Source organism: Pseudomonas sp. NPDC089422, assembly GCF_044749405.1.
Lineage (GTDB): Bacteria > Pseudomonadota > Gammaproteobacteria > Pseudomonadales > Pseudomonadaceae > Aquipseudomonas.
In genome coordinates this window covers 71,961-96,515 of record NZ_JBIVHW010000011.1, presented here as the reverse complement: position 1 = coordinate 96,515, position 24,555 = coordinate 71,961, and the positions used below count along the sequence as shown (strand labels likewise).

Annotated in this window: 30 protein-coding genes; 14 read left to right on the top strand and 16 right to left on the bottom strand. The window is 64.0% G+C overall.

The annotated features are described in order from the left end of the window. Positions 1–36: 36 nt before the first annotated feature. Both ACIPZ8_RS20590 and ACIPZ8_RS20585 read left to right on the top strand, forming a co-directional pair. Positions 37–588, top strand: coding sequence for a DNA-3-methyladenine glycosylase I (locus ACIPZ8_RS20590; RefSeq protein ID WP_400726870.1), 552 nt, complete (start codon positions 37–39; stop codon positions 586–588). A gap of 40 nt (positions 589–628) precedes the next feature. Next, positions 629–1,516, top strand: coding sequence for a lysophospholipid acyltransferase (locus ACIPZ8_RS20585; RefSeq protein WP_400726867.1), 888 nt, complete (start codon positions 629–631; stop codon positions 1,514–1,516). Between the two features lie 131 nt (positions 1,517–1,647). Here the strand turns inward: ACIPZ8_RS20585 and ACIPZ8_RS20580 are convergent, their stop codons facing one another. Genes ACIPZ8_RS20580 through def form a run of 5 tightly spaced genes read right to left on the bottom strand, consistent with a single transcriptional unit; the run spans position 1,648 to position 6,171 of the window. Further along, positions 1,648–1,956: a tetratricopeptide repeat protein gene (locus ACIPZ8_RS20580; protein ID WP_400653946.1), complete on the bottom strand. Its 309-nt coding sequence runs from the start codon at positions 1,954–1,956 to the stop codon at positions 1,648–1,650. Between the two features lie 11 nt (positions 1,957–1,967). Further along, positions 1,968–3,341, bottom strand: a complete 1,374-nt coding sequence (gene trkA / locus ACIPZ8_RS20575; RefSeq protein ID WP_400726864.1) for a Trk system potassium transporter TrkA — start codon at positions 3,339–3,341, stop codon at positions 1,968–1,970. Between the two features lie 23 nt (positions 3,342–3,364). Then, positions 3,365–4,675 carry a 16S rRNA (cytosine(967)-C(5))-methyltransferase RsmB gene (gene rsmB / locus ACIPZ8_RS20570; protein ID WP_400726861.1) on the bottom strand — a complete coding sequence of 437 codons (1,311 nt, stop codon included), beginning with the start codon at positions 4,673–4,675 and terminating at the stop codon, positions 3,365–3,367. Beyond that, positions 4,672–5,604: a methionyl-tRNA formyltransferase gene (gene fmt, locus ACIPZ8_RS20565; RefSeq protein WP_400726858.1), complete on the bottom strand. Its 933-nt coding sequence runs from the start codon at positions 5,602–5,604 to the stop codon at positions 4,672–4,674. Before fmt ends, rsmB begins: the two co-directional genes overlap by 4 nt. 60 nt (positions 5,605–5,664) lie before the next feature. After that, positions 5,665–6,171, bottom strand: coding sequence for a peptide deformylase (def, locus tag ACIPZ8_RS20560; protein WP_003260000.1), 507 nt, complete (start codon positions 6,169–6,171; stop codon positions 5,665–5,667). A 207-nt stretch (positions 6,172–6,378) separates the two neighbouring features. Between def and dprA the strand changes: the two genes are divergently transcribed. Together dprA and ACIPZ8_RS20550 are read left to right on the top strand one after the other, a co-directional pair. Beyond that, positions 6,379–7,476, top strand: a complete 1,098-nt coding sequence (gene dprA / locus ACIPZ8_RS20555; RefSeq protein ID WP_400726855.1) for a DNA-processing protein DprA — start codon at positions 6,379–6,381, stop codon at positions 7,474–7,476. Positions 7,477–7,518: 42 nt separating this feature from the next. After that, entirely contained in the window at positions 7,519–8,076 is a 558-nt protein-coding gene (locus tag ACIPZ8_RS20550) for an L-threonylcarbamoyladenylate synthase (protein ID WP_011953122.1), read from the top strand. A gap of 161 nt (positions 8,077–8,237) precedes the next feature. On the opposite strand, the gene ACIPZ8_RS20545 is transcribed toward ACIPZ8_RS20550, so the two are convergent. Further along, complete coding sequence (locus ACIPZ8_RS20545; protein WP_400726852.1) at positions 8,238–9,215, bottom strand: NADPH:quinone reductase; 978 nt, start codon at positions 9,213–9,215, stop codon at positions 8,238–8,240. A gap of 135 nt (positions 9,216–9,350) precedes the next feature. Here ACIPZ8_RS20545 and hemF point away from each other — a divergent pair, with 135 nt between their 5' ends. Then, complete coding sequence (hemF, locus tag ACIPZ8_RS20540; protein WP_400726850.1) at positions 9,351–10,262, top strand: oxygen-dependent coproporphyrinogen oxidase; 912 nt, start codon at positions 9,351–9,353, stop codon at positions 10,260–10,262. A gap of 25 nt (positions 10,263–10,287) precedes the next feature. Further along, entirely contained in the window at positions 10,288–11,112 is an 825-nt protein-coding gene (aroE, locus tag ACIPZ8_RS20535) for a shikimate dehydrogenase (protein ID WP_400726847.1), read from the top strand. Positions 11,113–11,233: 121 nt separating this feature from the next. Here aroE and choX read toward each other — a convergent pair whose 3' ends face one another. Both choX and betC read right to left on the bottom strand, forming a co-directional pair. Further along, entirely contained in the window at positions 11,234–12,169 is a 936-nt protein-coding gene (gene choX, locus ACIPZ8_RS20530) for a choline ABC transporter substrate-binding protein (RefSeq protein WP_400726844.1), read from the bottom strand. Positions 12,170–12,183: 14 nt separating this feature from the next. Beyond that, a complete protein-coding gene (gene betC, locus ACIPZ8_RS20525) occupies positions 12,184–13,701 on the bottom strand; it encodes a choline-sulfatase (protein ID WP_400726841.1) in 1,518 nt (505 codons plus the stop codon). Between the two features lie 108 nt (positions 13,702–13,809). Here betC and ACIPZ8_RS20520 point away from each other — a divergent pair, with 108 nt between their 5' ends. Together ACIPZ8_RS20520 and ACIPZ8_RS20515 are read left to right on the top strand one after the other, a co-directional pair. Beyond that, positions 13,810–14,709, top strand: a complete 900-nt coding sequence (locus tag ACIPZ8_RS20520; protein ID WP_400726838.1) for a choline sulfate utilization transcriptional regulator — start codon at positions 13,810–13,812, stop codon at positions 14,707–14,709. Positions 14,710–14,759: 50 nt separating this feature from the next. Then, positions 14,760–15,092 carry a DOPA 4,5-dioxygenase family protein gene (locus tag ACIPZ8_RS20515; protein ID WP_110638934.1) on the top strand — a complete coding sequence of 111 codons (333 nt, stop codon included), beginning with the start codon at positions 14,760–14,762 and terminating at the stop codon, positions 15,090–15,092. 58 nt (positions 15,093–15,150) lie between these two features. Here ACIPZ8_RS20515 and trpA read toward each other — a convergent pair whose 3' ends face one another. Together trpA and trpB are read right to left on the bottom strand one after the other, a co-directional pair. Further along, positions 15,151–15,960 (bottom strand): tryptophan synthase subunit alpha, encoded by an 810-nt coding sequence (gene trpA, locus ACIPZ8_RS20510; RefSeq protein ID WP_400726835.1) that lies wholly within the window; start codon positions 15,958–15,960, stop codon positions 15,151–15,153. Beyond that, positions 15,957–17,174, bottom strand: coding sequence for a tryptophan synthase subunit beta (gene trpB / locus ACIPZ8_RS20505; RefSeq protein WP_400726832.1), 1,218 nt, complete (start codon positions 17,172–17,174; stop codon positions 15,957–15,959). The genes trpA and trpB overlap by 4 nt, the downstream gene beginning before the upstream one ends. A gap of 110 nt (positions 17,175–17,284) precedes the next feature. On the opposite strand from trpB, the gene ACIPZ8_RS20500 reads away from it, so the two are divergent. Further along, positions 17,285–18,181: a LysR family transcriptional regulator gene (locus ACIPZ8_RS20500; RefSeq protein WP_400726829.1), complete on the top strand. Its 897-nt coding sequence runs from the start codon at positions 17,285–17,287 to the stop codon at positions 18,179–18,181. Here ACIPZ8_RS20500 and ACIPZ8_RS20495 read toward each other — a convergent pair. Continuing rightward, positions 18,178–18,501: a YqjD family protein gene (locus ACIPZ8_RS20495; protein WP_400726826.1), complete on the bottom strand. Its 324-nt coding sequence runs from the start codon at positions 18,499–18,501 to the stop codon at positions 18,178–18,180. The genes ACIPZ8_RS20500 and ACIPZ8_RS20495 overlap by 4 nt on opposite strands. A gap of 150 nt (positions 18,502–18,651) precedes the next feature. On the opposite strand from ACIPZ8_RS20495, the gene ACIPZ8_RS20490 reads away from it, so the two are divergent. Further along, on the top strand, positions 18,652–18,867 hold the full coding sequence (locus ACIPZ8_RS20490; protein WP_400726823.1) for a dodecin: 216 nt from the start codon (positions 18,652–18,654) through the stop codon (positions 18,865–18,867). Between the two features lie 105 nt (positions 18,868–18,972). After that, a complete protein-coding gene (locus tag ACIPZ8_RS20485) occupies positions 18,973–19,194 on the top strand; it encodes a DUF1161 domain-containing protein (RefSeq protein WP_400726820.1) in 222 nt (73 codons plus the stop codon). Between the two features lie 37 nt (positions 19,195–19,231). Here ACIPZ8_RS20485 and ACIPZ8_RS20480 read toward each other — a convergent pair whose 3' ends face one another. Beyond that, the gene (locus ACIPZ8_RS20480; protein ID WP_400726817.1) at positions 19,232–20,236 is read right to left on the bottom strand and encodes an LLM class flavin-dependent oxidoreductase; all 1,005 of its coding nucleotides are present in this window, start codon (positions 20,234–20,236) and stop codon (positions 19,232–19,234) included. Positions 20,237–20,392: 156 nt separating this feature from the next. Here ACIPZ8_RS20480 and ACIPZ8_RS20475 point away from each other — a divergent pair, with 156 nt between their 5' ends. Both ACIPZ8_RS20475 and ACIPZ8_RS20470 read left to right on the top strand, forming a co-directional pair. Beyond that, positions 20,393–20,818 carry an OsmC family protein gene (locus ACIPZ8_RS20475; RefSeq protein WP_103448356.1) on the top strand — a complete coding sequence of 142 codons (426 nt, stop codon included), beginning with the start codon at positions 20,393–20,395 and terminating at the stop codon, positions 20,816–20,818. Positions 20,819–20,891: 73 nt separating this feature from the next. Further along, positions 20,892–21,125, top strand: coding sequence for a DUF1161 domain-containing protein (locus tag ACIPZ8_RS20470; protein ID WP_054884398.1), 234 nt, complete (start codon positions 20,892–20,894; stop codon positions 21,123–21,125). A gap of 31 nt (positions 21,126–21,156) precedes the next feature. Here ACIPZ8_RS20470 and ACIPZ8_RS20465 read toward each other — a convergent pair whose 3' ends face one another. Both ACIPZ8_RS20465 and ACIPZ8_RS20460 read right to left on the bottom strand, forming a co-directional pair. Further along, positions 21,157–21,570 carry a hypothetical protein gene (locus ACIPZ8_RS20465; RefSeq protein ID WP_400726814.1) on the bottom strand — a complete coding sequence of 138 codons (414 nt, stop codon included), beginning with the start codon at positions 21,568–21,570 and terminating at the stop codon, positions 21,157–21,159. 56 nt (positions 21,571–21,626) lie between these two features. Continuing rightward, complete coding sequence (locus ACIPZ8_RS20460; protein WP_400726812.1) at positions 21,627–22,040, bottom strand: hypothetical protein; 414 nt, start codon at positions 22,038–22,040, stop codon at positions 21,627–21,629. A 67-nt stretch (positions 22,041–22,107) separates the two neighbouring features. Here ACIPZ8_RS20460 and ACIPZ8_RS20455 point away from each other — a divergent pair, with 67 nt between their 5' ends. Further along, the gene (locus ACIPZ8_RS20455) at positions 22,108–23,190 is read left to right on the top strand and encodes an aminopeptidase (RefSeq protein ID WP_400726809.1); all 1,083 of its coding nucleotides are present in this window, start codon (positions 22,108–22,110) and stop codon (positions 23,188–23,190) included. Positions 23,191–23,276: 86 nt separating this feature from the next. On the opposite strand, the gene ACIPZ8_RS20450 is transcribed toward ACIPZ8_RS20455, so the two are convergent. Together ACIPZ8_RS20450 and ACIPZ8_RS20445 are read right to left on the bottom strand one after the other, a co-directional pair. Further along, positions 23,277–23,927: an HAD family hydrolase gene (locus tag ACIPZ8_RS20450; RefSeq protein WP_400726806.1), complete on the bottom strand. Its 651-nt coding sequence runs from the start codon at positions 23,925–23,927 to the stop codon at positions 23,277–23,279. 20 nt (positions 23,928–23,947) lie between these two features. Then, complete coding sequence (locus ACIPZ8_RS20445) at positions 23,948–24,496, bottom strand: gamma carbonic anhydrase family protein (RefSeq protein ID WP_400726803.1); 549 nt, start codon at positions 24,494–24,496, stop codon at positions 23,948–23,950. Between the last annotated feature and the right edge of the window lie 59 nt (positions 24,497–24,555).

Here is a 24,555-nt window from a genome sequence, read left to right as displayed (position 1 = left end):
ACCTGATTCGCCTCGCCCTCTACTCATTGGAGCCTTATGCCACGCTGCTTTTGGTGTACCGACGATCCGTTGTACCAGGCCTACCACGACCAGGAATGGGGAACGCCACAGCGTGACCCGGCGTTGCTGTTCGAGATGCTTTTGCTCGAAGGGTTCCAGGCGGGGCTATCGTGGATCACTGTTTTGCGCAAACGCGAGCGTTATCGCAAGGTAATGCACGGCTTCGACCCGGTGAAACTGGCGGCCATGAGCGACGAACGGATCGAGGAGCTGATGCTCGACGCCGGCATCATCCGCAACCGCCTCAAGCTCAAGGCTGCCCGGCGCAATGCGCAGGCCTGGCTGGCTGTGGATAACCCCGCCGAGTGGCTCTGGTCGTTCGTGGGCGGCGAGCCGAAGATCAACCACTTCCAGGCCCGTGGCGACGTGCCGGCAGTCACCGACGAAGCCAAGGCCATGAGCAAGGCCTTGCAGAAAGCCGGCTTCACCTTCGTCGGCCCGACCATCTGCTACGCCTTCATGCAGGCCACCGGCATGGTCATGGACCACACCACCGATTGCGATCGCTACGCCGCCTTGTTGCGCTGAGGGGTTACAATGCGCGCCTTGCTGAAATAAGGAATTGCCTGTGGAAAAGTTCAAGGGCGCCCTGATGGTCGGGGTGCTGCGTCTGTTTGCCAAGCTGCCCTGGGGCGCTGTGCAGCGCGTCGGCGCCGGTATCGGCTGGCTGATGTGGAAAGTCCCCAACGGCTCGCGCAATGTCGTGCGCATCAACCTGGCCAAGTGTTTCCCGGAGATGGATCCGGGCGAGCGCGAGCAGCTGGTCGGCCGTGCACTGAAGGATATCGGTAAATCCTTCGTCGAAAGCGCCTGTGCCTGGATCTGGCCGCCGCAGCGTTCGCTGGAGCTGGTCAAGGAAGTGCACGGCCTGGAAGTGCTGGAGCAGGCCCTGGCCTCGGGCAAGGGCGTGGTTGGCATCACCAGCCACCTGGGCAACTGGGAAGTGCTCAACCACTTCTACTGCAACCAGTGCAAACCGATCATCTTCTACCGCCCGCCGAAGCTCAAGGCAGTGGATGACCTGCTGCGCGAGCAGCGGGTGCAGATGGGCAACCGCGTGGCGCCTTCGACCAAGGAAGGCATCCTCAGCGTGATCAAGGAAGTGCGCCGCGGTGGGCAGGTGGGTATTCCTGCCGACCCGGAGCCGGCGGAATCGGCGGGGGTGTTCGTGCCGTTCCTGGGCACCCAGGCGCTGACCAGCAAGTTCGTGCCGAACATGCTGGCCGGTGGCAAGGCGGTGGGGGTGTTCCTGCACGCGCTGCGGCTGCCGGACGGGTCGGGCTTCAAGGTGTTCCTGGAAGCTGCGCCGGAAGAGATGTACAGCACCGACGTGAACGTGTCGGCGGCGGCCATGAGCAAGGTGGTCGAGCGTTATGTGCGCGAGTATCCGAGCCAGTACATGTGGAGCATGAAGCGCTTCAAGAAGCGCCCGGCTGGCGAGCCGCGCTGGTATTGAGACCCTGGGGGCACTCTGTGCCCCTTTCGCGACACAAGGCCGCTCCTACAAGGAATCGCGGTCGCCTGTAGGAGCGGCCTTGCCGGGGCGCCGGACCGGTCGGAAAGGGCTGCAAAGCAGCCCCGGCAATATCAGACCTTGTTCAATTTCTTCAGGAACACGGTCATTTCTTTCTCGGCCTGCTTGTCGCCATGGGCCTGGGCCGCAACGATCCCGTCCTCCCAGGCCTTGCGCGCCGCCGCCAGGTCACCGACCAGCTGATAAGCCTTCCCCAACAGCTTCCAGGCCGCCGAGTACTTCGGGTCCTGCTCCACGCACCGCGCCAGGTGCACCGCCGCTTCCGCGCCATTGCCCTCGTCCAGCCAGGCTTTGCCCAGGCCAAACCTCAGCAGCGGGTTATCCACACCCTTGGCCAGCATTTTCTCCAGCGATTCACGCATGCCGTCTTCTCCTAGAAGAAACTCAAGCCGACGTGGAACAGCTTCTCCACATCGCGAATGTGCTTTTTATCCACAACGAACAGGATCACGTGGTCGCCCGACTCGATCACCGTGTCGTCGTGGGCGATCAGCACTTCCTCGTCGCGGATGATCGCGCCGATGGTGGTGCCCGGTGGCAAGGCGATGTTTTCCACAGCCTTGCCGACCACCTTGCTCGACTTCGAATCGCCGTGCGCCACCGCCTCGATGGCCTCGGCCGCACCGCGGCGCAGCGAGTGCACGCTGACGATATCGCCGCGCCGCACGTGCGCCAACAAGGTGCCGATGGTGGCCAGCTGCGGGCTGATGGCGATGTCGATTTCGCCGCCCTGCACCAGGTCGACATAGGCCGGGTTGTTGATGATGGTCATGACCTTGCCCGCGCCAAGGCGCTTGGCCAGCAGCGACGACATGATGTTGGCTTCGTCGTCGTTGGTCAGGGCCAGGAAGATGTCGGCGTCGGCGATGTTCTCTTCGAGCATCAGGTCCTTGTCCGAGGCGCTGCCCTGCAGCACCACGGTGCTTTCAAGAGTATCGGAGAGGTGCCGGCAGCGTGCCGCGCTCATCTCGATGATCTTCACCTGGTAGCGGCTCTCGATGGCTTCGGCCAGGCGCTCGCCGATCTGCCCACCGCCGGCGATGACAATGCGTTTGTTGGTTTCGTCGATGCGGCGCAGCTCGCCCATCACGGCGCGGATGTCCTTCTTCGCAGCGATGAAGAACACTTCGTCATCGGCTTCGATCACCGTGTCGCCCCGCGGGGTGATCGGCCGGTCGCGGCGGAAGATCGCCGCCACGCGGGTATCGACGTTGGGCATGTGCGCGCGAATCTGGCGCAGCTGCTGGCCCACCAGCGGGCCGCCGTAATAGGCCTTCACCGCCACCAGCTGGGCCTTGCCCTCGGCAAAGTCGATTACCTGCAACGAGCCTGGGTGTTCGATCAGGCGCTTGATGTAGTTGGTCACCACCTGCTCGGGGCTGATCAGCACATCAACCGGGATATGGTCGTTGTCGAACAGCTCTTCGCGGGTCAGGTAGGCCGACTCGCGCACCCGGGCGATCTTGGTCGGGGTGTGGAACAGCGAATAGGCCACCTGGCAGGCGACCATGTTGGTTTCGTCGCTGTTGGTCACTGCCACCAGCATGTCGGCGTCGTCGGCACCGGCCTGGCGCAGTACCGTCGGCAGCGAGCCGCGGCCCTGCACGGTGCGGATGTCCAGACGGTCGCCGAGGTCGCGCAGGCGGTCGCCATCGGTGTCGACCACGGTGATGTCGTTGGCTTCGCTGGCCAGGTGTTCCGCCAGCGTACCGCCTACCTGCCCTGCGCCGAGGATGATGATCTTCATCCGCTACTCCCTACCCTGTGTGCTTATCCGCGCGAGGCGGCGATCTTGATCAGCTTGGCATAGTAGAAGCCGTCGTGGCCGCCTTCCTGGGCCAGCAGCTGGCGGCCGTGGGGCTGGCGCAGGCCGGCTTCGGTGGCCAGGTCCAGCTCACGGGCGCCTGGGGTGCGGGCGAGGAAGGCATCGATCACTTCGGTGTTCTCGGTCGGCAGGCTGGAGCAGGTGGCGTACAGCAGCATGCCGCCCACTTCCAGGGTCGGCCACAGGGCGTCGAGCAGCTCGCCTTGCAGCGCGGCCAGGGCCGGAATGTCCTCGGCCTGGCGAGTCAGCTTGATGTCCGGGTGGCGACGGATCACGCCGGTGGCCGAGCACGGCGCATCGAGCAGGATGCGCTGGAACGGCTTGCCGTCCCACCAGCTGGCGGTGTCACGGGCATCGCAGGCGATCAGCTCGGCATCCAGTTGCAGGCGGTCGAGGTTCTCGCGCACCCGGGTCAGGCGCTTGGCTTCAAGGTCGATAGCCGTCATGTGGGCCAGGCCAGGTTCGGCTTCGAGCAGGTGGCAGGTTTTGCCGCCGGGGGCGCAGCAGGCGTCGAGCACGCGCTGGCCGGGGGCCAGTTCGAGCAGGTCGGCGGACAGCTGCGCGGCTTCGTCCTGCACGCTGACCCAGCCTTCGGCGAAGCCTGGCAGGCCACGAACGTCGCAGGCTTCGGCGAGGACGATACCGTCGCGGCTGTACTGGCAGGCGCTGGCGCCGACGCCGGCCTCAGCCAGCAGTGACAGGTAGGCGTCGCGGCTGTGATGGCGGCGGTTGACCCGCAGGATCATCGGCGGGTGGGCGTTGTTGGCGGCGCAGATGGCTTCCCACTGCTCCGGCCAGAAGGCCTTCAGCGACTTCTGCAACCAGCGCGGGTGGGCGGTACGCACCACCGGGTCGCGCTCCATGCCGGCGAGCAGTTCCTCGCCTTCGCGCTGGGCGCGGCGCAGCACGGCATTGAGCAGGCCCTTGGCCCACGGCTTCTTCAGCTTGTCGGCACAGCCGACGGTCTCGCCGATGGCGGCGTGGGCCGGAATACGGGTGTAGAAGAGCTGGTACAGGCCGACCAGCAGCAGTGCCTGCACATCGGCATCGGCAGCCTTGAACGGCTTCTGCAGCAGCTGCGCGGCCAGCAGATCCAGGCGTGGCTGCCAGCGGGCAGTACCGAACGCCAGGTCCTGGGTCAGGCCCCGGTCGCGTTCTTCGACCTTGTCCAGCTGCGCGGGCAGCGAGCTGTTCAGCGAGGCCTTGCCGCTGAGCACAGCAGCAAGGGCACGGGCGGCGGCGAGACGTGGGTTCATTGGCCCAGCACCTTGCCGGCGGCGAATTTCTCACGGCGGCTGTTGAACAGGTCGCTGAAGTTCAGTGCCTTGCCACCAGGCAGCTGCAGGCGGGTCAGGCTCAGGGCCTGGTCACCGCAGGCGACGACGAGGCCGTCCTTGCTGGCGGAGAGGATCTCGCCCGGGGCGCCTTTACCTGTGGATAGGTTGGCAGCCAGTACCTTCACGCTCTCGCCATCGAGCGTGCTGTGGCACACCGGCCAAGGGTTGAAGGCACGGATCAGGCGTTCCAGCTCGACAGCCGGGCGGCTCCAGTCGATGCGGGCTTCGTCCTTGTTCAGCTTGTGTGCATAGGTGGCCAGGGCATCGTTCTGGACCTCGCCCTGCAGCGAACCGTCTGCCAGGCCGGCGATGGCCTGGACGACAGCCGGCGGGCCCATTTCGGCGAGGCGGTCGTGCAGGCTGCCGCCGGTATCGTCGGCGCTGATCGGGGTGACCACCTTGAGCAGCATCGGCCCGGTATCCAGGCCGGCTTCCATGCGCATCACCGTCACGCCGCTCTCGGCATCGCCGGCTTCCACGGCGCGCTGGATCGGCGCTGCACCGCGCCAGCGTGGCAGCAAGGAGGCATGGCTGTTGATGCAACCCAGGCGCGGGATGTCGAGGACCACTTGCGGCAGGATCAGGCCGTAGGCGACCACCACCATCAGGTCCGGCTTGAGCGCGGCCAGTTCTGCCTGGGCATCGGCGTTGCGCAGGGTCGGCGGCTGGAACACCGGGATGTCATGGGCCACGGCCAACTGCTTGACCGGGCTCGGCATGAGCTTCTGGCCACGACCGGCGGGGCGGTCGGGCTGGGTGTAGACAGCCACGATCTCGTACGGGCTGTCGAGCAGGGCCTTGAGGTGTTCGGCGGCAAACTCTGGAGTGCCAGCAAAGACGATGCGCATGGAGTTCTCGCTTGAAAAAGAAAAAGGCTTGCCGGAGCAAGCCTTCTGGGAGGTGGGGGATCAGGCTTGCTGGCGGTGCTGCTTTTCCAGCTTCTTCTTGATCCGGTCGCGCTTGAGCTGCGACAGGTAGTCAACGAACAGCTTGCCGTTGAGGTGATCGAATTCGTGCTGCACGCACACCGCCAGCAGGCCTTCGCATTCCAGCTCGTACGGCTTGCCGTCACGGTCCTGGGCCTTGACCCGGACACGCAGCGGGCGGTCGACGTTCTCGTAGAAGCCCGGGACCGACAGGCAGCCTTCCTGGTACTGGCCCATGTCGTGGGTCAGCTCTTCGACAGTCGGGTTGATGAACACGCGCGGTTCGCTGCGGTCTTCGCTGAGGTCCATGACCACGACCTGCTGGTGCACGTTGACCTGGGTGGCGGCCAGGCCGATGCCGGGGGCTTCGTACATGGTTTCAAACATGTCGTCGATCAGCTGACGCAGGGCGTCGTCGAACACCGTTACCGGTTTGGCAATGGTGCGCAGGCGCGGGTCCGGGAATTCGAGAATGTTCAAGATGGCCATAAGGTCAGGCAGTCACTGTGCGGTCGGTTGAAAACTGAGCACACATAATAAAGGCAAACGGCGATTTCAGCACCTGTGAAAGCTCGTCTAGGGTCTCTATAGGCCTGATAGCCGCCAAATCATGGACAGCTTTTCAAAGTGTTACCCACAAACTTATCCACAGGTTGTGCCACGTAGATGGCCCTGTTTCGATCAAGGATGATCCCCATGCCGACTGACCATTCGTCGCCTTGTCCACCTGCCGAACTGGAGGCCCGATTACGCCTGCATCGCCTGCCCGAGACCGGATTGCGACGTTTTCGCACCTTGCTGGAGGCCTTTGGCAGTGCTTCTTCGGCGCTCAGCGCTCCCGGCCCCGCCTGGCGTGCGTTGGGTATTCCACAAGCCACCATCGATGCGCGGCGCAGTGCAGAGGTACGTGACGGCGCCCTGGCTGCAATGGCCTGGCTAGAGCGCCCGGGCCAGCATTTGCTGATGTGGGATGGGCCTGGCTACCCGGCATTGCTGGGGGAAATCGACGATGCCCCACCGCTGCTTTTCGTGGCTGGCAATCCGGCACTGCTCGACCGACCTCAGCTGGCCATTGTGGGCAGCAGGCGTGCCACACCTCCGGCACTCGACACGGCCAGGGCATTTTCCCGCTGCCTGGCGCAGGCCGGTTTCACCATCACCAGCGGGCTGGCCCTGGGCATCGATGGTGCCGCTCATCGGGCGGCGCTGGAGGTCGGCGGGGGCACCATCGGGGTCCTCGGCACAGGCTTGCAAAAACTTTATCCACAGCGCCACCGCGACCTTGCGCGGATGATGATCGAGATGGGCGGTGCGCTGGTGTCGGAGTATCCGCTCGATGCCGGACCGTTGCCGGGCAACTTCCCGCGGCGCAATCGCATCATCAGCGGTCTGTCGCTCGGCGTGCTGGTGGTCGAGGCCAGCCTTGCCAGCGGCTCGTTGATCACCGCCCGCCTGGCGGCTGAGCAGGGCCGCGAGGTGTATGCGATTCCCGGGTCGATTCATCACCCGGCAGCCAAGGGCTGCCACCAGCTGATCCGCGATGGCGCACTGTTGGTGGAGAGCGTGGAGCAGATTGTGGAAAGCCTGCGCGGTTGGCAGAACCTGCCGCCAGCTGTAGTGGATAAACCGGCGCATCCGCTGCTTGCTCTGCTGCATGCCGCGCCACAGACTAGCGAGAATCTGGCCCATTTCAGCGACCGGCCGCTGGCCGAGGTGCTGGCGCAGCTGACGGAACTGGAGCTTGAAGGGCGAGTCAGCAATGTCGCCGGGCGTTGGTTTGCCCGCGCCGGCTAAGTACACTGCGCGCAAGCAAGGTTAAAAGGCGGAGAGACGCAAATGGTGAGCAGTTTTCGTGTGCAACAAGCCGCACGTGAGATCCGGGCAGGCGCAGTGATCGCCTACCCGACGGAAGCGGTCTGGGGCCTGGGCTGCGACCCCTGGAACGAGGACGCGGTGTATCGCCTGCTGGCGCTGAAGTCGCGGCCTGTGGATAAAGGGCTGATCCTGATTGCCGACAACATCCGCCAGTTCGACTTCCTGTTCGAAGACTTCCCTGAGGACTGGATCGACCGCATGGGCAGCACCTGGCCCGGGCCGAACACCTGGCTGGTACCGCACCAGGACCTGTTGCCCGAGTGGGTGACCGGGCAGCATGACACCGTGGCGCTGCGGGTCAGTGATCACCCGGTGGTGCGCGAGCTGTGTGCCTTGGTCGGGCCTTTGATTTCCACCTCCTGCAACCCGGGCGGGCGCCCGGCGGCCAAGACCCGCTTGCGGGTCGAGCAGTATTTCCATGGCCAGCTGGACTTGGTGCTTGGCGGGGCGCTGGGCGGGCGGAAGAATCCGAGTGTGATTCGGAATTTGGCTACTGGTGAGGTTGTGCGGCCGGGCTGATAGCGCTGGCAGTCTTTGGTGGTTTTTGGGGCTGCCAGGCGTTCGCCGATGGTGTTTTGTCGCCTGTGAGATCGAGCGCCGCCCGCGCGGCGCTCGATCTCACAGGCACTGCAAACCTGAAGGCATGCAGCTGTTCGCCATGACGCGATCTCCAGCTAGGCTCAAGGCAACAAAACCGTAGACCCCACCGTCCTGCGCGCCGACAACTCCGCCTGCGCCTTCGCCGCCTCACTCAGCGGATACCGCTGCTGGATATCCACAACCAGCTTCCCACTGCCAATCATCGCAAACAGGTCATCCGCCATGGCCTGGGTGTTCTCGGCATTGTTGGCATAGGTCGCCAGGGTCGGCCGGGTCACATACAGCGAGCCCTTCTGCGACAGGATTCCCAGGTTCACCCCGCTCACCGCCCCCGAGGCATTGCCGAAGCTCACCATCAACCCGCGCGGCTGCAGGCAGTCCAGCGAGGTCAGCCAGGTGTCGGCACCGACGCCGTCGTACACCACCGGGCATTTCTTGCCATCGGTCAGCTCCAGCACCCGCTTGGCCACGTCTTCGCGGCTGTAGTCGATGGTCGCCCACGCCCCCAGCGCCTTGGCCCGCTCGGCCTTCTCGGCGGAGCTGACAGTGCCGATCAGCTTGGCACCCAGGGCCTTGGCCCACTGGCAGGCCAGCGAACCGACGCCGCCCGCTGCGGCGTGGAACAGGATCACATCGCCCGGTTTCACCTCATAGGTCTGCTTCAGCAGGTACTGCACGGTCAGCCCCTTGAGCATCACCGCTGCTGCCTGCTCGAAGCTGATGTTGTCAGGCAGCTTGACCAGGTTCGCCTCCGGCAGCGTATGCACCTCGCTGTAGGCGCCCAGGGGGCCACCGGCATGGGCCACGCGGTCACCGACCTTCAACCGGGTCACGCCCTCGCCCACGGCCTCGACCACGCCCGCCGCCTCGGTACCCAGGCCAGAGGGCAAGGATGGCGGCGCGTACAGCCCGCTGCGATAGTACGTGTCGATGAAGTTCAGGCCGATCGCATGGTTGCGCACGCGCACCTGCTGCGGCCCGGGTGGGGCGGGGTCGAATTCCACAAGCTGCAGCACTTCCGGGCCGCCGTGCTGGCTGAACTGGATACGCTTGGCCATCTCGCACTCCTGTTGTCGGGATCGGGAAAAGGCCTTCTATCGGACGCCTTTGCTTGATCGCCGTCAACTGCGGCGCGCGCGCCGGCGGTGGTATGCTACGCGGCGAATTCTTCCCTGCCCGTTCCTGGTGACCCGATGACTAGCCGCACCGAGGCCGTGAAAGCCTACCTGCTCGACCTGCAAGACCGCATCTGCTCTGCCCTCGAAGCCGAAGACGGCGGCGCCCGCTTCGTCGAGGACGCCTGGGTGCGCGAAGCCGGTGGCGGGGGCCGCACGCGGGTGATCGGGGATGGCAAGCTGATCGAGAAAGGCGGGGTCAACTTCTCACACGTGTTCGGCGCCGGCCTGCCGCCATCGGCCAGCGCCCATCGCCCGGAGCTTGCGGGCCGTGGCTTCGAGGCCCTTGGCGTGTCGCTGGTGATTCACCCGCACAACCCGCATGTGCCGACGTCCCATGCCAACGTGCGTTTCTTCATCGCCGAGAAGGAAGGTGAAGAGGCGGTCTGGTGGTTTGGCGGTGGCTTCGACCTGACCCCGTACTACGGCGTTGAGGAAGACTGCATCCACTGGCACCGCGTGGCCGAGCAGGCCTGCGCGCCGTTCGGTACAGACGTGTACCCGCGCTACAAGGCCTGGTGCGACCGCTACTTCCACCTCAAGCACCGCGGCGAGCCGCGTGGCATCGGCGGGCTGTTCTTCGATGACTTGAACGAGTGGGACTTCGACACCTGCTTCGCCTTCGTCCGCGCCATCGGTGATGCCTACGTCGAGGCCTATCTGCCGATCGTCCAGCGCCGCAAGAACACCCCCTTCACCCCGCAGCAGCGCGAGTTTCAGGAATACCGCCGCGGCCGCTACGTGGAGTTCAACCTGGTCTACGACCGTGGCACCCTGTTCGGCCTGCAGTCTGGTGGCCGTACCGAGTCGATCCTGATGTCGCTGCCGCCGCAAGTGCGCTGGGGTTACGACTGGAAGCCTGCGCCCGGCAGCGAGGAAGCGCGCCTGACCGAATACTTCCTGCAGGACCGCGACTGGCTCGGCCAGTAAGCCTGTGGATAAACAAGGAATCGCCATGGACCAGTACGTAGTTTTCGGTAACCCCATCGGCCACAGCAAGTCGCCGCTGATTCACCGCCTGTTCGCCGAACAGACCGGTCAGGACCTGGAATACGCCACGCTGCTGGCACCGCTGGACGAGTTCAGCGATTGCGCGCGCGGCTTCTTCAAGCAAGGCAGCGGCGGCAACGTCACCGTGCCGTTCAAGGAAGAGGCCTATCGCCTGTGCGACAGCCTTACCCCGCGTGCCCGGCGCGCGGGCGCGGTGAACACGCTGAGCAAGCTGGCGGACGGCACCTTGCAGGGCGACAACACCGACGGCGCTGGCCTGGTGCGCGACCTGACGGTGAACGCCGGGGTCGAACTGGCCGGCAAGCGCATCCTCATCCTCGGGGCCGGTGGTGCCGTGCGCGGCGTACTGGAGCCGATCCTGGCGCACCAGCCGCAGTCGCTGGTGATTGCCAACCGTACCGTGGAGAAGGCCGAGCAGCTGGCGCGGGAGTTCGATGAACTGGGGCCGGTGGTGGCCAGCGGGTTTGCCTGGTTGCAGGAGCCGGTGGACGTGATCATCAACGCCACCTCGGCGAGCCTGGCCGGTGAGTTGCCGCCGATTGCCGACAGCCTGGTCGAGGCGGGGCGCACGGTGTGCTACGACATGATGTATGGCAAGGAGCCGACGCCGTTCTGCCAGTGGGCCGAGAAGCTGGGCGCGGCCAAGGTGCTGGATGGGCTGGGGATGCTGACCGAGCAGGCGGCTGAAGCCTTCTTCATCTGGCGTGGGGTGCGGCCGGATACGGCGCCGGTTCTTGCTGAGCTGCGCCGGCAACTCGCCCGGGGCTGAGATTGTCGGGGCCGCTTTGCGGCCCATCGCAGGCAAGCCAGCTCCCACAGGTATAGTGCCAGCTTCAGGTGTTGCGGTATCCGTGTGGGAGCCGGCTTGCCGGCGATGAGGCCGGTGCAGGTCAAAGCTTGGCTTTGACGGCCTCCAGGGCATTGCCATCGGCCTTGGTGGTTACTCCCGCCAGCCACTCTTCCAGCCGCTCGGGGTGCTGCTTCACCCAAGCCTTGGCCGCCTGATCAAAGCTGATCTTCTTGTCCACAACCTCGGCCATGATGGTGTTTTCCATGTCCAGGGTAAAACTCAGGTTGCCCAACAGCTTCGCCGCATTCGGGCAGGCTTGTGGATAACCCTTGCGGGTCAGTGTGAACACCTCGCCCTGGCTGCCGAACCACTTCTCCCCGCCCGTCAGGTAATGCATCTTCAACTTCACGTTCATCGGGTGCGGCGTCCAGCCGAGGAAGGTGATGAACTGCTGTTTCTTCACCGCCCTGTCCACCTGCGCCAGCATCGCCTGCTCGCTGGACTCCACCAGCTTCCACTGGCCCAGGTTGAATGCGTTCTTGTCGATGATTTCCTTAAGCGACAGGTTCGCTGGCGCGCCGGAGCCGATGCCGTACAGCTTCTTGTCGAATTGGTCAGCGTGCTTCTGCAGGTCGGCAAAATCCTTCACCCCGGCATTCCATACGTAATCCGGTACCGCCAGGGTGAACTCGGTGCCTTCCAGGTTGCGCGACAGCTGCTGCACATCGCCATTGGCGATGAACTTGTCATGGAAGCCCTGCTGCGCCGGCATCCAGTTGCCGAGGAAGGCGTCGACCCGGCCATCCTTGAGGCCGCCGTAGATGATCGGCACCGCCAGGCTGTCGATCTTCACCTGGTAGCCCAGGCTTTCCAGCAGCAGCCGGGCGACGGCGTTGGTCGAGGCGATGTCGCTCCAGCCGGGGTCGGCCATCTTCACGGTGCTGCATTGTGCGTCGCTGTCGGCGGCGTGGGCCGTGGCGGTGGCCAGGCCCAGAGGCAGAGCCAGGGCGAATACGACGGTGGAGAATTTGTGCATGGCGGCCTCTCTTCTCAATCCATGGGGGCGGGCTGTGGATAACGTGCCTTGCGCTCGAGGTCGTCGAGATCGATATGGTTGCGCATGTACTGTTGGCTGGCGTCCACCAGTGGTTGGTGGTCCCAGCTTTTCAGCTTGCCGATGGCCAGCGCCTCGGCCACCAGGCGCCGGCGGCGTTGGCTGGCCAGCACTTGCTGGCGCAGGCCGGGGATATCCCAGCGCTGGTGTGCTTCCTCGACAAATGCCTGCAGCAGCGCTTGATGGTCCGGGCTGCCGGTGAGGTTCTCCCGCTCGTGCGGGTCGCGGCTCAGGTCATAGAGTAGGCACGGGTCATCTTCGCTGTACACGAACTTGTACGGCCCACGGCGAATCATCATCAGCGGGCCGACGGTGCCTTCGGCCATGTATTCGCCGATAACCTCATCGTGGCCGCCCTGCCCTTGCAGGTGGCCGAGCAGTGAGCGGCCGTCCAGGTGCAGATGGTTATCCACAGCGCCACCGGCCAGTTCGACCAGGGTCGGCAGCAGGTCGCAGGTCGATACCGAGGCGCTCACCCGGCCGGCATCGAAGCGCTTGGGCGCGTGGATCAACAGCGGCACGCGTGCCGACATCTCGAACCAGTGCATCTTGTACCAGAGCCCGCGCTCGCCAAGCATGTCGCCGTGGTCGCCGGAGAACACGATCAGGGTGTCGTCAGCCAGGTTGCATTCCTCGAGGGTCTGCAGCAGTTGGCCGATGTTGTCGTCGATGTAGCTGCAGGCGCCGAAGTAGGCGCGGCGGGCGTCGCGGATCTTGTCCACAGGCAGCGGCTTGTTCCACAGGTCGTAGACCTTGAGCAGGCGTTGCGAGTGCGGGTCGAGTTCGGCCTGGCTGAATTCGGCGCGGGGCATGGGGATATCCACAGCCTCGTAGCGATCCCAGTAGCGTTTTGGGATGGTGTACGGGTCGTGCGGGTGAGTCATGGACACGGTCAGGCAGAACGGCCGGCCATCGTTTTCCCGCACGTGGTCGTAGAGGTACTGGCGCGCCTTGAACACCACTTCCTCGTCGAAATCCAGCTGGTTGGTACGCACACAGGGCCCGGCCTGCAGCACCGAGGACATGTTGTGGTACCAGCTCGGGCGTACGTCCGGCTCATCCCAGTTCACCGCCCAGCCGTAGTCGGCCGGGTAGATGTCGCTGGTCAGGCGCTCCTCGTAGCCGTGCAACTGGTCCGGGCCGCAGAAGTGCATCTTGCCCGACAGCGCGGTGCGGTAGCCCAGGCGGCGCAGGTAGTGTGCATAAGTCGGTACGTCGGCAGGGAAATCGGCCGCGTTGTCGTAGGCGCCGATTCGGCTCGGCAGTTGGCCGCTGACCAGGGAGAAGCGCGACGGTGCGCACAGTGGGCTGTTGCAGTAGGCCGAGTCGAATACTACCGCCTGCTCGGCAAGGCGGCTCAGGTTTGGCATCTGGATCGGCGAAGGGCCGTAGATCGGCAGCAAGGGCGCGGCCATCTGGTCGGCCATGATGAACAGGATATTCGGGCGGGTCATGGTGGCTTCCATCGTTGAGGGTTATGCGAACCGCTTGCCTATCAAGATGCGACTGTGGATAACATGGGTAAAGCCCATGGCGGGCAATGTCTGGGATTAGCTGAGCTTATGTTTGATCACCTGGCCGAGTTGTCGCTGGATGCTTTGCGAGTATTCGAAGCTGCGGCCCGCTTGCGTGGCTTTACCGCAGCGGCGTTGGAACTGGGCACCACTCAGCCTGCCGTGAGTCAGCAGGTGAAACGCCTTGAGGCGCAGCTGGGCACCCGCCTGTTCGACCGGATCTACCGGGGCATCGAGCTGACGGAGGCTGGCCAGCTGCTGTTCGAGCAGGTGCACCAAGGTCTGCAGGCCATGGATGACGGCATTGCCCAGGCCAGTGGGCGCGGCCAGCGTGAAGTGCTGCAGGTGGCCACCGACTTTGCCTTCGCGGCGTTCTGGCTGATGCCCCGGCTGCAGCGCTTTCACGAGGCTTATCCACAGGTGGACGTGAGCCTGGTGACTGGTGAGCGCAGCCAGGGCATGCTGCGCCCGGATATCGATGTGGCGGTGCTGTTTGGCGACGGGCGCTTCCATCAGGGCGAGAGCCGCTGGCTGTTCGATGAGGAGGTTTTCCCGGTTTGCAGCCCGCGTCTGATTCATGGCAAACCCTTGTCAGCCGTGGCTTTGCAACGATTGCCGTTGCTCCATTTGCGCGGTGAGCAGGCTAGCCGCTGGTTTGACTGGGCGGGGGTTTTTCGTGGGTATGGTGTGGCCAGCCCGCCGCCGCCTGGGCAGTTGCGGTTCGATAACTACACCTTGTTGATTCAGGCGGCGATTGCCGGGCAAGGGGTGGCGATTGGCTGGGGGCACCTGGTGGATGGGCTGGTGGAGCAAGGGTTGCTGTGCCGGCCGCTGGAGGGGAGTTTGCGCTCGGCGCGGGGGTATTACGTGGTGCTGCCGCCGCGTAAGCGGCGTGGGGCGTTGATCGAGCGGTTTGTGGAGTGGTTGGAGCGTGAGCGAGGCCCATAGCGGCCACTCTGGCGTATAGTCTGACGGTCCGTTTGAGTTCAGGAGTTATCGTGCAGAGGATCAAGGGTTACCACGCCCATGTCTACTACGACGCATCCACCATCGAGCAGGCCCGTGAACTGTGCGAAGAAGCGGCGCGGCTGTTTCCCGTGACCATGGGGCGCATGCATCAGAAACCCGTAGGGCCGCACCCGGACTGGAGCTGCCAGTTGGCCTTCGAGCCGGAATTCGTGGGGGTGGTGTTGCCTTGGTTGGCGCTGTACCGGAAGGGGCTGGTGGTGTTTTTGCATCCGCTGACTGGGGATGAGCTGGCGGATCACCGGGATCATGCGATCTGGATGGGGGCTGTGCGGCCCCTGAAACTGTCGATTTTTGGCGGTTAAGCTCGTGTAGCCTGTGCGAGCCTCTTCGCGGGGCAAGCCCGCGAAGAGGCGACGCGGGTTAGCGGCGGGCGCCGCGCACGCCTTCAGCCAGTGCCGAGCACAGGCTCAATACATCGCTCACCGCCTGACCGGCATCCTTGGCCTGGGCAATCTTGTCGACCAGCGCCGATCCGACCACTACACCATCGGCCAGCCGCGCGATGGCGGCAGCCTGCTCCGGTGTACGAATACCGAAACCAACGCTGATCGGCAGGTCGGTATGCCGACGCAGGCGGGCAATCGCCTCGGTCACGTGCTCGGTGGTCGCGGAACCGGCACCGGTCACGCCTGCCACCGATACGTAGTAGACGAACCCGGAGCTGCGCTCCAGCACGCGCGGCAGGCGCGCATCGTCGGTGGTCGGGGTCGTCAGGCGGATGAAGTCGATGCCTGCGGCCTGGGCCGGGGTGGCCAGCTCGGCGTCGTGCTCTGGCGGCAGGTCGACGATGATCAGGCCATCGACGCCGGCGGCTTTGGCTTCGGCAACGAACTTATCCACACCGAAGCGGTGGATCGGGTTGTAGTAACCCATCAGCACGATTGGCGTAGTGTGGTTATCCACACGGAATTCGCGAACCATCTGCAGGGTCTTGGCCAGGGTCTGGCCAGCTTCCAGGGCACGCAGGGTGGCGAGCTGGATGGCCACGCCATCGGCCATCGGGTCGGTGAACGGCATGCCCAGTTCGATCACATCGGCGCCGGCTGCCGGCAGGCCCTTGAGGATCTGCAGCGAAGCGTCGTAGCCCGGGTCGCCAGCGGTGACGAAGGTGACCAGCGCGGAGCGGCCTTCGGCCTTCAGCTCGGCGAAGCGTTGTTCAAGACGGCTCATGCCTGTTTCTCCTGGGCTGCCATGTGGTTCATCACGGTTTGCATGTCTTTGTCGCCGCGGCCGGACAGGCAGATCACCATCAGGTGGTCCTTGGGCAGGTTCGGTGCGCGCTTGATCGCTTCGGCCAGGGCATGGGAGCTTTCCAGGGCCGGAATGATGCCTTCCAGGCGGCAGGTGGCGTGGAACGCATCCAGTGCTTCATCGTCGGTGATGCTGACGTACTCGACGCGCTTCACTTCGTGCAGGTAGGCGTGCTCCGGGCCGATGCCCGGGTAGTCGAGGCCGGCGGAAATCGAGTGGGCGTCGGTGATCTGGCCGTCTTCGTCCTGCAGCAGGTAGGTGCGGTTGCCGTGCAGCACGCCCGGTACGCCGCCGTTCAGGCTGGCGGCGTGCTTGTCGGTGTTGACGCCGTGGCCGCCGGCTTCGACGCCGATGATCTGCACGCTTGGTTCTTCGAGGAACTCATGGAACAGGCCCATGGCGTTGGAGCCACCGCCGACGCAGGCAATCAGGCTGTCTGGCAGGCGGCCTTCCTTCTCTTGCAACTGGGCGCGGGTTTCCTTGCCGATGATCGACTGGAAGTCGCGGACCATCGCCGGATACGGGTGTGGGCCGGCCACGGTGCCGATCAGGTAGAAGGTATCGTCGACGTTGGTGACCCAGTCGCGCAGGGCCTCGTTCATGGCGTCTTTCAAGGTGCCGGTGCCAGCGGTGACCGGGACGATTTCGGCGCCCAGCAGCTTCATGCGGAACACGTTGGCCTGCTGGCGCTCAATGTCGGTGGCGCCCATGTAGATCACGCAAGGCAGGCCGAAGCGCGCTGCGACAGTGGCGGTGGCCACGCCATGCATGCCTGCGCCGGTTTCGGCGATCAGGCGCTTCTTGCCCATGCGCTTGGCCAGCAGTACCTGGCCGATGCAGTTGTTCACCTTGTGCGCGCCGGTGTGGTTGAGCTCTTCACGCTTGAAGAAGATCTTCGCGCCACCGCAGTGCTCGGTCAGGCGCTCGGCGAAGTACAGCGGGTTCGGGCGGCCGATGTAGTCGCGCTGGAAGTAGGCCAGTTCTTCGAGGAACTTGGGGTCGGCCTTGGCCGCTTCGTACTCGCGGGCTAGGTCCAGCACCAGCGGCATCAGGGTTTCGGCCACGTAGCGGCCGCCGAACGAGCCGAACAGGCCGTTGGCGTCGGGGCCGGGACGGTATTGGGACTGGGTCATGGGGCGCTCCAGGGCGTAATGAATGAGTGATGGGCTTTACTCTAACCACGGCAAGCCCGGCTGAAAACCGATAAGATTGCGCAAACTTGTCAGAAAAACTCACAGGTAAAATGGCTCACGACCTCCCCCCCCTAAACGCCCTGCGAGCCTTCGAGGCCACTGCCAGGCTCAACAGTGTCAGCCAGGCGGCCGAAGCGCTGCACGTCACCCATGGCGCCGTCAGTCGGCAGATCAAGGTGCTTGAAGAGCACCTGGGCGTTGCGCTGTTCGTCAAGGACGGGCGTGGCATCAAACTCACAGATGCCGGCATGCGCCTGCGTGACGCCAGCGGCGAGGCGTTCGACCGCCTGCGCAGTGTGTGCGCCGAGTTGAGCCGGGATGTGAGCGAGGCGCCGTTCGTGCTGGGTTGTTCCGGCAGCCTGCTGGCGCGTTGGTTCATCCCCCGGTTGGGGCGCCTGAAGGCTGACCTGCCCGAACTGCGCCTGCACCTGTCGGCGGGTGAAGGCGACCTCGACCCGCGCCGGCCCGGGCTGGATGCGTTGCTGGTGTATGCCGAACCACCCTGGCCTGCGGACATGCAGGTCCACGTGCTGGCACAAGAGCGCATCGGCCCCGTGCTGAGCCCGCACTTCGCCGGCTTCGACCGCTTGCAGGCGGCGCCTGCTAAGGCCCTGCTGGACGAAGCCCTGCTGCACACCACCTCACGCCCGCAGGCTTGGCCAACCTGGGCTACTGAACAAGGGCTGGAGGCCGGCGCATTGCAGTACGGCCAGGCGTTCGAGCATCTGTATTACTTGCTGGAGGCGGCGGTTGCCGGCCTCGGGGTGGCAATCGCCCCACAACCCTTGGTTGCCGACGACCTGCGAGCGGGGCGTTTGAGTGCACCGTGGGGTTTCTCGCCGACCCCTGCCGCGCTGGCGTTGTGGGTGCCTCGGCGCGCCGCGGATGGGCGCGCCGAGCAGCTGGCGCAGTGGCTACGCGCCGAACTGGCCAGGCAGAGTGCCTAGTTGCGCTTGCACAGCAGGTACGCCGCCAACAGGCCCAGCGCGCCAATGGCAACGCCTGCGGTGGTGTATGGGTGCTCCTGGGCGTAGTCGCGGGTGGCGATGCCGGTCTGGCGGGTGCGCGCTTTGACTTCATCATAGGCGTCGCTGATCAGGCTGCGCGAATGGCGCAGCGCGCTTTCGGCGTTGCTGCGCATCGCCTTCACTGACTTCTGGGTTTCCTCGGACGCATCATGCTTCAGGTTCTCCAGGCTTTTCAGGAGGCTTTCGATCTCCGCTTCCATGCTTTCCAGGGACGTTTTACGCAGCGAGTTGCGGTGCATGTTGACTCTCCTTTGCAGTATGGACTGTAAGGATTGCGACCCCCAGGTTGCGGGAAAGTGCGATCGAACTTTAGCGAACGACGGCGGCTCGCAGGTAAACCGGGCTTGCGCTGCTAGGCTCAATCTCACTGTCACCCAAGGAGAGCGCTCATGACCGATCATCACACCTACAAGAAGATCGAGCTGGTGGGTTCGTCCCACTCCAGCATCGAAGAGGCGATCAACAATGCTCTGGCCGAAGCCGGCAAGAGCATCAAGCACCTGGAGTGGTTCGAAGTGGTCGATACCCGTGGCCATATCCGCGACAACAAGGCGGCGCACTTCCAGGTCACGCTGAAGGTCGGCTTCCGCATCGCCAACAGCTGAAACATTCTCGGGCTGGAATAGCCCGGCGTGATGGCGTTATAACTCTGCAGGGCGCCTTGGCGGCGCCCTTCTGGTCTTTTCTCATCTGTACAAGGAATGCGATCGATGAAGAAACTGATGCTGGCGTTGGGTTTGATGGTGCTGGCCAGCGGGGCGATGGCCGCTGGCAAACCCTGTGAAGAACTCAAGGCCGAGATCGCCTCGAAGCTCGATGCCAAGGGCGTGAAGGGTTACAAGCTGGAAATCGTCAACAAGGGCGAGCCGGCAGGCAAGGTGGTTGGCAGCTGTGAGGCGGGTCGCAAGGAGATTGTCTACCGCCGCAGCTAAGGTGCTGGATTCTTCGCGGGCTTGCCCGCGAAGAGGGTCAGTCGGCTTTCAGGGCCTGCGCCATCAGCTCATAGGACCGAATCCGGTCTTCATGTTCATACAGGTCACAGGTAAAGATCAGCTCATCTGCCCCGGTCTGCTCCAGCAGCACTTCCACCTTGGCCCGCACCTTCTGCGGGCTGCCAATCATCGCCAGGCCCAGGAAGCTCCCCACGGCATCGCGCTCATGGGGCAGCCATAGCCCGTCCATGCTCGGCACTGGCGGCTTTTGCATCAGGCTCTGCCCACGCATCAACGCGATGATGCGCTGGTACACCGAGGTGGCCAGGTATTCGGCCTTTTCGTCGGTTTCCGCCACAACCATCGGAATGCCCAGCATCACGTAAGGCTTGTCGAGCGTGGTCGACGGCTTGAAATGGTCGCGATAGATGCGGATCGCCTCATGCATGTAGCGCGGGGCGAAGTGCGAGGCAAAGGCGTACGGCATGCCGCGCATGCAAGCAAGCTGGGCGCTGAACAGGCTGGAACCGAGCAGCCACAGGGGCACGTCGGTGTCATGACCGGGCACGGCGATCACTTTTTGATCATCGGTGCGCGGGCCAAGATAGCGCGACAGCTCTTCGACATCATCCGGGAAGTCATCGGCGCTGCCAGCGCGGTCACGGCGCAGGGCGTGGGCGGTCATCTGGTCGGAGCCTGGCGCACGGCCCAGGCCCAGGTCGATACGCCCCGGATACAGGCTGGCCAGTGTGCCGAACTGCTCGGCGATCACCAGCGGTGCATGGTTGGGCAGCATGATGCCACCGGAGCCGACGCGGATGGTCGAAGTGCCGCCGGCCAGGTAGCCGATCAGTACCGAGGTCGCCGAGCTGGCAATGCCGTCCATGTTGTGGTGTTCGGCCACCCAGAAGCGGTTGTAGCCAAACCGCTCGACGTGCCGGGCCAGGTCCAGCGAATTGTGCAGCGATTGCGCCGGGCCTTTGTCGGCGCGCACCGGCACCAGGTCGAGGGTAGAAATCTTCAGGTCACGCAGCTGCGTCATCGGAGCCTCCGCAAGAGTGGTTGGCCCGGAGGCCTTCTTGACTCTGTATGGGCAGTTTTCGAAGGATTCAATGCTCTCTCGGCGAATGTTCTGAACTTGCCGTAGGACGCAGGTCTCGAAAAAGGTAGGTAAGTAACTCTGTGACCAGGAGGCATCATGAAGAAGACAGCATCGGCGATCTGGCAAGGTGGCCTGAAGGATGGCAAAGGCCTGCTTTCCACCGAAAGCGGCGCACTCAAGCAGAACCCCTACGGCTTCAACACCCGTTTCGAGGGCTCGCCGGGGACCAACCCGGAAGAGCTGATCGGCGCTGCTCATGCCGGCTGCTTCTCGATGGCGCTGTCGATGATGCTCGGGGAGGCAGGGTTCACCGCGGATCGCATCGATACCATTGCCGAAGTCACGTTGGACAAACAACCCGACGGCTTTGCCATCACCGCCGTGCACCTGATCCTCAAGGCCAAGGTGCCCGGGGCCAGCGAGGCGCAGTTCCTCGAAATCGCCAACAAGGCCAAGGCCGGTTGCCCGGTGTCGAAGGTGCTCAACGCGAAGATCAGCCTGGACGCCGCCTTGGTGGGCTAGGCGGCGCAACGGTGACGGTTTGCTGTAGTCTAAACAGCGTCGGCAGCGCAGCTGCCTTGCCAGGAGCCGTTCCATGATTCGCGTAGCAATCGCCATGCTGGCTTCACTTGTGGCCACTTCTGCATTGGCGGCGGTGAAACCGTGCGAAGAACTCAAGGCTGAGATCGAAGCCAAGATCCAGGCCCAGGGTGTGACGTCCTACACCCTGGAAATCGTGCCCAACAGTGAGGTCAAGGATCAGAACATGATCGTCGGCACCTGTGATGGCGGGACGAAGAAGATCATCTACCAGAAGAACGACCGGTAGAAGACTGGGGCCGCACTGCGGCCCCAATGCTTTACGGGATGCAGAACACGTCGCTCGGCTCGTTCACCACCACCTTTCGGCTGGCGTCGTACAGCAGCACTTGCGGGTCCATCACCGGCGCCCGCGCCTCCAGGCGATAGCGTTCGCCGGCTTTGAAGTCGTCGAAGCGCACGGTCAGGTAACAGGTCCGATCCTTGGGGCTGGTAAGCATGCCACCGGCATAGATTTCATAGTCGAACCGCACCACCAGTTCATGCTTGCCTGGGGTCAGCTGGAAGTAGCGGCCATCGTCCAGGCGCTGGCCGTCGAGGCGGTCGGCCATGAGCAGGCGGCCAGGGGTAACGGTGTAGAGGTCGACCCAGGCCTTGGAAGGGTCGACGGGCGGCAAGGGGCTGGCGCAAGCCCCCAGTGCACTGAGGGCGATCAGCATCATGGGCTGGCGCATGGCAAAAACTCCCACTCGCGATACACGAGTTACAAGCATAGCGCCGTTTGTGCGGTTCAGGTGCGTTGGCAACCCGCTGGCAGGCCCTGACCGACCAGTTTCTGCTGGTGGTCGTAGAGCTTGATCCATGGGCGGAAGCCGATACTGCCGGCTTGCAGCTGGTAGCGCTGGCCGGCGCTGAAGTCCTTGAAGGTCAGTTTGACCTGGCAATCACGCCACAATGGCTCGTCGACCGGGCCGATATTGCTAGGCGTGACCGGGAATTGATAGCGCACGGTCAGCTCGTGGCTGCCGGGTGGCACTTCGAAATAGCGAGTGTCGGCCCAGTCGCGCTCGTCCACCTGCTTCGCGTCCAGCGAAGCATCGTCATAGGGGGTGAGGTCGACCCAGGCCAGGTTCGGGTCCGGGTCAGGCAGGGTCGAACAGGCAGAAACCAGCAGCAGTGAGCCGGTGACCAACAGTGCACGCATGGCGAAACTCCCCCTTGGCGAGATAGTCTTGGAGCGCATTGGCCATGAGCAAGTTGGATAGCCCCAGATGGATCTCTTTGTTCTTCTCAAGCGCTCAGGCCCTGGGCCACTCGACTGCGTTTTCAGGCGTTTGGTTCCCCTGCTGGCTGCCTTTCTGCTGAACGGTTGCAGCACCGTGGGCTATTACGGCCAGTTGGCCGAGGGGCAATGGCAGCTGTTGCGGGCGCGCCAGCCGGTGGACAAGGTGATCGCCGACCCGGCCAGCAGCCCGCACTTGCGCGATCGCCTGGCACATGCCGAAGCGGCGCGGGTGTTTGCCAGTGAACAGCTCAAGCTGCCGGACAATCAAAGCTATCGGCTCTACGCCGATCTGCAGCGTCCCTATGTGGTGTGGAACGTGTTCGCCACACCTGAGCTGTCGTTGCAACCGGTGACGCACTGCTTCCCCATTGCCGGCTGCGTCGCCTACCGCGGCTATTACCGTCAGGGCGCCGCGCGTGGCGAGGCGGCGTTGATGCGCCAGCAAGGTCTGGACGTGTACGTGAGCGGCGTCGAAGCGTACTCGACGCTGGGCTGGTTCGATGACCCGATTCTTTCTTCCATGGTCGGTTGGGGGGATGAGCGGCTGGCTACGCTGATCTTCCATGAGCTGGCTCATCAGCGCTTTTATGTGCAGGACGACACCGAGTTCAACGAGTCGTTTGCCACCTTCGTCGAGCAGGAGGGCACGCGGCAATGGCGTGCAGCGCGCGGGCTTGCGGCGATTGGGGAGGATCAGTCGCTGCAGCGCGACCAGTTTACCCGGTTGGTGCTGGCCAGCCGTGAGCGGTTGCAGGCGATTTATGCAGGGCCCTTGGACGACGCGCTCAAGCGGGCGGCCAAGCAGGCGGAGTTCGAGCGCTTGCGCAGTGAGTACAAGCAGGTGCGGGACAGCCAGTGGAACGGGGACAAGCGCTATGACGCCTGGATCTATGCGCCATTGAGCAATGCCAAGTTATTGCCTTTCGGGCTTTATGACCAGTGGGTGCCGGCGTTTGCGGCTGTATTCCGAGAAGTGGGTGGGGATTGGGGGCGGTTCTATGAGCGGGTCGAGCAGCTTGGCCGGTTGTCGGCTGCTGACAGGAAGGCGGCTTTGCAGCGGTTGATGTAAGCCTGTGAGATTTTGGGGCCGCTTTGCGGCCCATCGCTGGCAAGCGCGGCTCCCACAGGTTGGACTGCAAAGCAGCCCCGTGGCCATCAGCCCTGGATAAACGCTCGATGCATATCGGCCACAGTAGCGAAATGGAAGGCCGGTGCCTCGGCTATCAGTTCTTCCCGGCTACCAAACCCATACCCCACCGCCACAGCCTGCAAACCATTGCTGCGAGCACCGATCAGGTCATGCTTGCGGTCACCGATCATCAGCGTCTGCGCCGGGTCCAGCCCTTCCTCATCCAGCAGGTGACGGATCAGCTCGACCTTGTTGGTCCGCGTACCATCCAGTTCGCTGCCATAGATCACCTTGAAGTGGTGATCGAACGCAAAATGCCGGGCAATTTCCCGGGCGAACTCCCACGGTTTGGACGTGGCGATATACAGCGTCCGACCTTGACCATTCAGGGCTTCGAGCAGCTCAGGCACGCCTTCGAACACCAGGTTCTCGTACAAGCCCGTGACACGGAAGCGTTCGCGGTAGTAATTCACCGCTTCCCACGCCTTCGCTTCATCGAAGCTGTAGAACTGCATGAAGGCCTGCAGCAGCGGTGGGCCGATGAAGTGTTCGAGGCGGGTCAGGTCGGGCTCGTCGATGCCCAGCTTGGCCAGGGCGTACTGGATCGAGCGGGTGATGCCCAGGCGCGGGTCTGTCAAGGTACCGTCGAGGTCGAAGAGAATGTTCTGCTGGTGCATGTTCGTCTCGGTAGTCGGGTTCATTCCGGTTGGTCGTAGCCTTCGGCCAGGTGCTGGTCCTTGAGCTTGACGTAGTTGCCGGCGCTGTAAGGGAAGAAGGCGTGCTCCTGATCGTTCAGCAGCCGCACCTGCTTCACTGGGCTGCCCATGTACAGGTAGCCACTGACCAGGCGCTTGCCGGGCGGCACGAGGCTGCCGGCACCGATGATCACTTCGTCTTCGACGATGGCGCCATCCATGATGGTGCTGCCCATGCCGACCAGGATGCGGTTGCCCAGGGTGCAGCCATGCAGCATCACCTTGTGGCCGATGGTCACCTCGTCACCGATGATCAGTGGAAAACCGTCAGGGTTGAACGGACCGGCGTGGGTGATGTGCAGCACGCTGCCGTCCTGCACGCTGGTGCGGGCGCCGATGCGGATGCGGTGCATGTCGCCGCGGATCACCGTCAGCGGCCAGACAGAGCTGTCCTCGCCGATTTCCACATCGCCCAGGACCACCGCCGAACGGTCGACAAACGCCCTGAGTCCCACTTTCGGAGTGTGTTGCTGGAAGCTGCGGATGGCCATGATAGCGTCTCTCATCTGTGCCGATAGGCAGGCTGCCTGCTGCGGTCGGCGTCGATTGT

Bases quoted from the DNA above. Each gene is read 5' to 3' on its own strand.
- ACIPZ8_RS20590 (WP_400726870.1), top strand. From the start codon at position 37: ATGCCACGCTGCTTTTGGTGTACCGACGATCCGTTGTACCAGGCCTAC.
- ACIPZ8_RS20580 (WP_400653946.1), bottom strand. From the start codon at position 1,956: ATGCGTGAATCGCTGGAGAAAATGCTGGCCAAGGGTGTGGATAACCCG.
- trkA (WP_400726864.1), bottom strand. From the start codon at position 3,341: ATGAAGATCATCATCCTCGGCGCAGGGCAGGTAGGCGGTACGCTGGCG.
- rsmB (WP_400726861.1), bottom strand. From the start codon at position 4,675: ATGAACCCACGTCTCGCCGCCGCCCGTGCCCTTGCTGCTGTGCTCAGC.
- fmt (WP_400726858.1), bottom strand. From the start codon at position 5,604: ATGCGCATCGTCTTTGCTGGCACTCCAGAGTTTGCCGCCGAACACCTC.
- def (WP_003260000.1), bottom strand. From the start codon at position 6,171: ATGGCCATCTTGAACATTCTCGAATTCCCGGACCCGCGCCTGCGCACC.
- dprA (WP_400726855.1), top strand. From the start codon at position 6,379: ATGCCGACTGACCATTCGTCGCCTTGTCCACCTGCCGAACTGGAGGCC.
- ACIPZ8_RS20550 (WP_011953122.1), top strand. From the start codon at position 7,519: ATGGTGAGCAGTTTTCGTGTGCAACAAGCCGCACGTGAGATCCGGGCA.
- ACIPZ8_RS20545 (WP_400726852.1), bottom strand. From the start codon at position 9,215: ATGGCCAAGCGTATCCAGTTCAGCCAGCACGGCGGCCCGGAAGTGCTG.
- hemF (WP_400726850.1), top strand. From the start codon at position 9,351: ATGACTAGCCGCACCGAGGCCGTGAAAGCCTACCTGCTCGACCTGCAA.
- aroE (WP_400726847.1), top strand. From the start codon at position 10,288: ATGGACCAGTACGTAGTTTTCGGTAACCCCATCGGCCACAGCAAGTCG.
- choX (WP_400726844.1), bottom strand. From the start codon at position 12,169: ATGCACAAATTCTCCACCGTCGTATTCGCCCTGGCTCTGCCTCTGGGC.
- betC (WP_400726841.1), bottom strand. From the start codon at position 13,701: ATGACCCGCCCGAATATCCTGTTCATCATGGCCGACCAGATGGCCGCG.
- ACIPZ8_RS20520 (WP_400726838.1), top strand. From the start codon at position 13,810: ATGTTTGATCACCTGGCCGAGTTGTCGCTGGATGCTTTGCGAGTATTC.
- trpA (WP_400726835.1), bottom strand. From the start codon at position 15,960: ATGAGCCGTCTTGAACAACGCTTCGCCGAGCTGAAGGCCGAAGGCCGC.
- trpB (WP_400726832.1), bottom strand. From the start codon at position 17,174: ATGACCCAGTCCCAATACCGTCCCGGCCCCGACGCCAACGGCCTGTTC.
- ACIPZ8_RS20500 (WP_400726829.1), top strand. From the start codon at position 17,285: ATGGCTCACGACCTCCCCCCCCTAAACGCCCTGCGAGCCTTCGAGGCC.
- ACIPZ8_RS20495 (WP_400726826.1), bottom strand. From the start codon at position 18,501: ATGCACCGCAACTCGCTGCGTAAAACGTCCCTGGAAAGCATGGAAGCG.
- ACIPZ8_RS20490 (WP_400726823.1), top strand. From the start codon at position 18,652: ATGACCGATCATCACACCTACAAGAAGATCGAGCTGGTGGGTTCGTCC.
- ACIPZ8_RS20485 (WP_400726820.1), top strand. From the start codon at position 18,973: ATGAAGAAACTGATGCTGGCGTTGGGTTTGATGGTGCTGGCCAGCGGG.
- ACIPZ8_RS20480 (WP_400726817.1), bottom strand. From the start codon at position 20,236: ATGACGCAGCTGCGTGACCTGAAGATTTCTACCCTCGACCTGGTGCCG.
- ACIPZ8_RS20475 (WP_103448356.1), top strand. From the start codon at position 20,393: ATGAAGAAGACAGCATCGGCGATCTGGCAAGGTGGCCTGAAGGATGGC.
- ACIPZ8_RS20470 (WP_054884398.1), top strand. From the start codon at position 20,892: ATGATTCGCGTAGCAATCGCCATGCTGGCTTCACTTGTGGCCACTTCT.
- ACIPZ8_RS20465 (WP_400726814.1), bottom strand. From the start codon at position 21,570: ATGCGCCAGCCCATGATGCTGATCGCCCTCAGTGCACTGGGGGCTTGC.
- ACIPZ8_RS20460 (WP_400726812.1), bottom strand. From the start codon at position 22,040: ATGCGTGCACTGTTGGTCACCGGCTCACTGCTGCTGGTTTCTGCCTGT.
- ACIPZ8_RS20455 (WP_400726809.1), top strand. From the start codon at position 22,108: ATGGATCTCTTTGTTCTTCTCAAGCGCTCAGGCCCTGGGCCACTCGAC.
- ACIPZ8_RS20450 (WP_400726806.1), bottom strand. From the start codon at position 23,927: ATGCACCAGCAGAACATTCTCTTCGACCTCGACGGTACCTTGACAGAC.
- ACIPZ8_RS20445 (WP_400726803.1), bottom strand. From the start codon at position 24,496: ATGGCCATCCGCAGCTTCCAGCAACACACTCCGAAAGTGGGACTCAGG.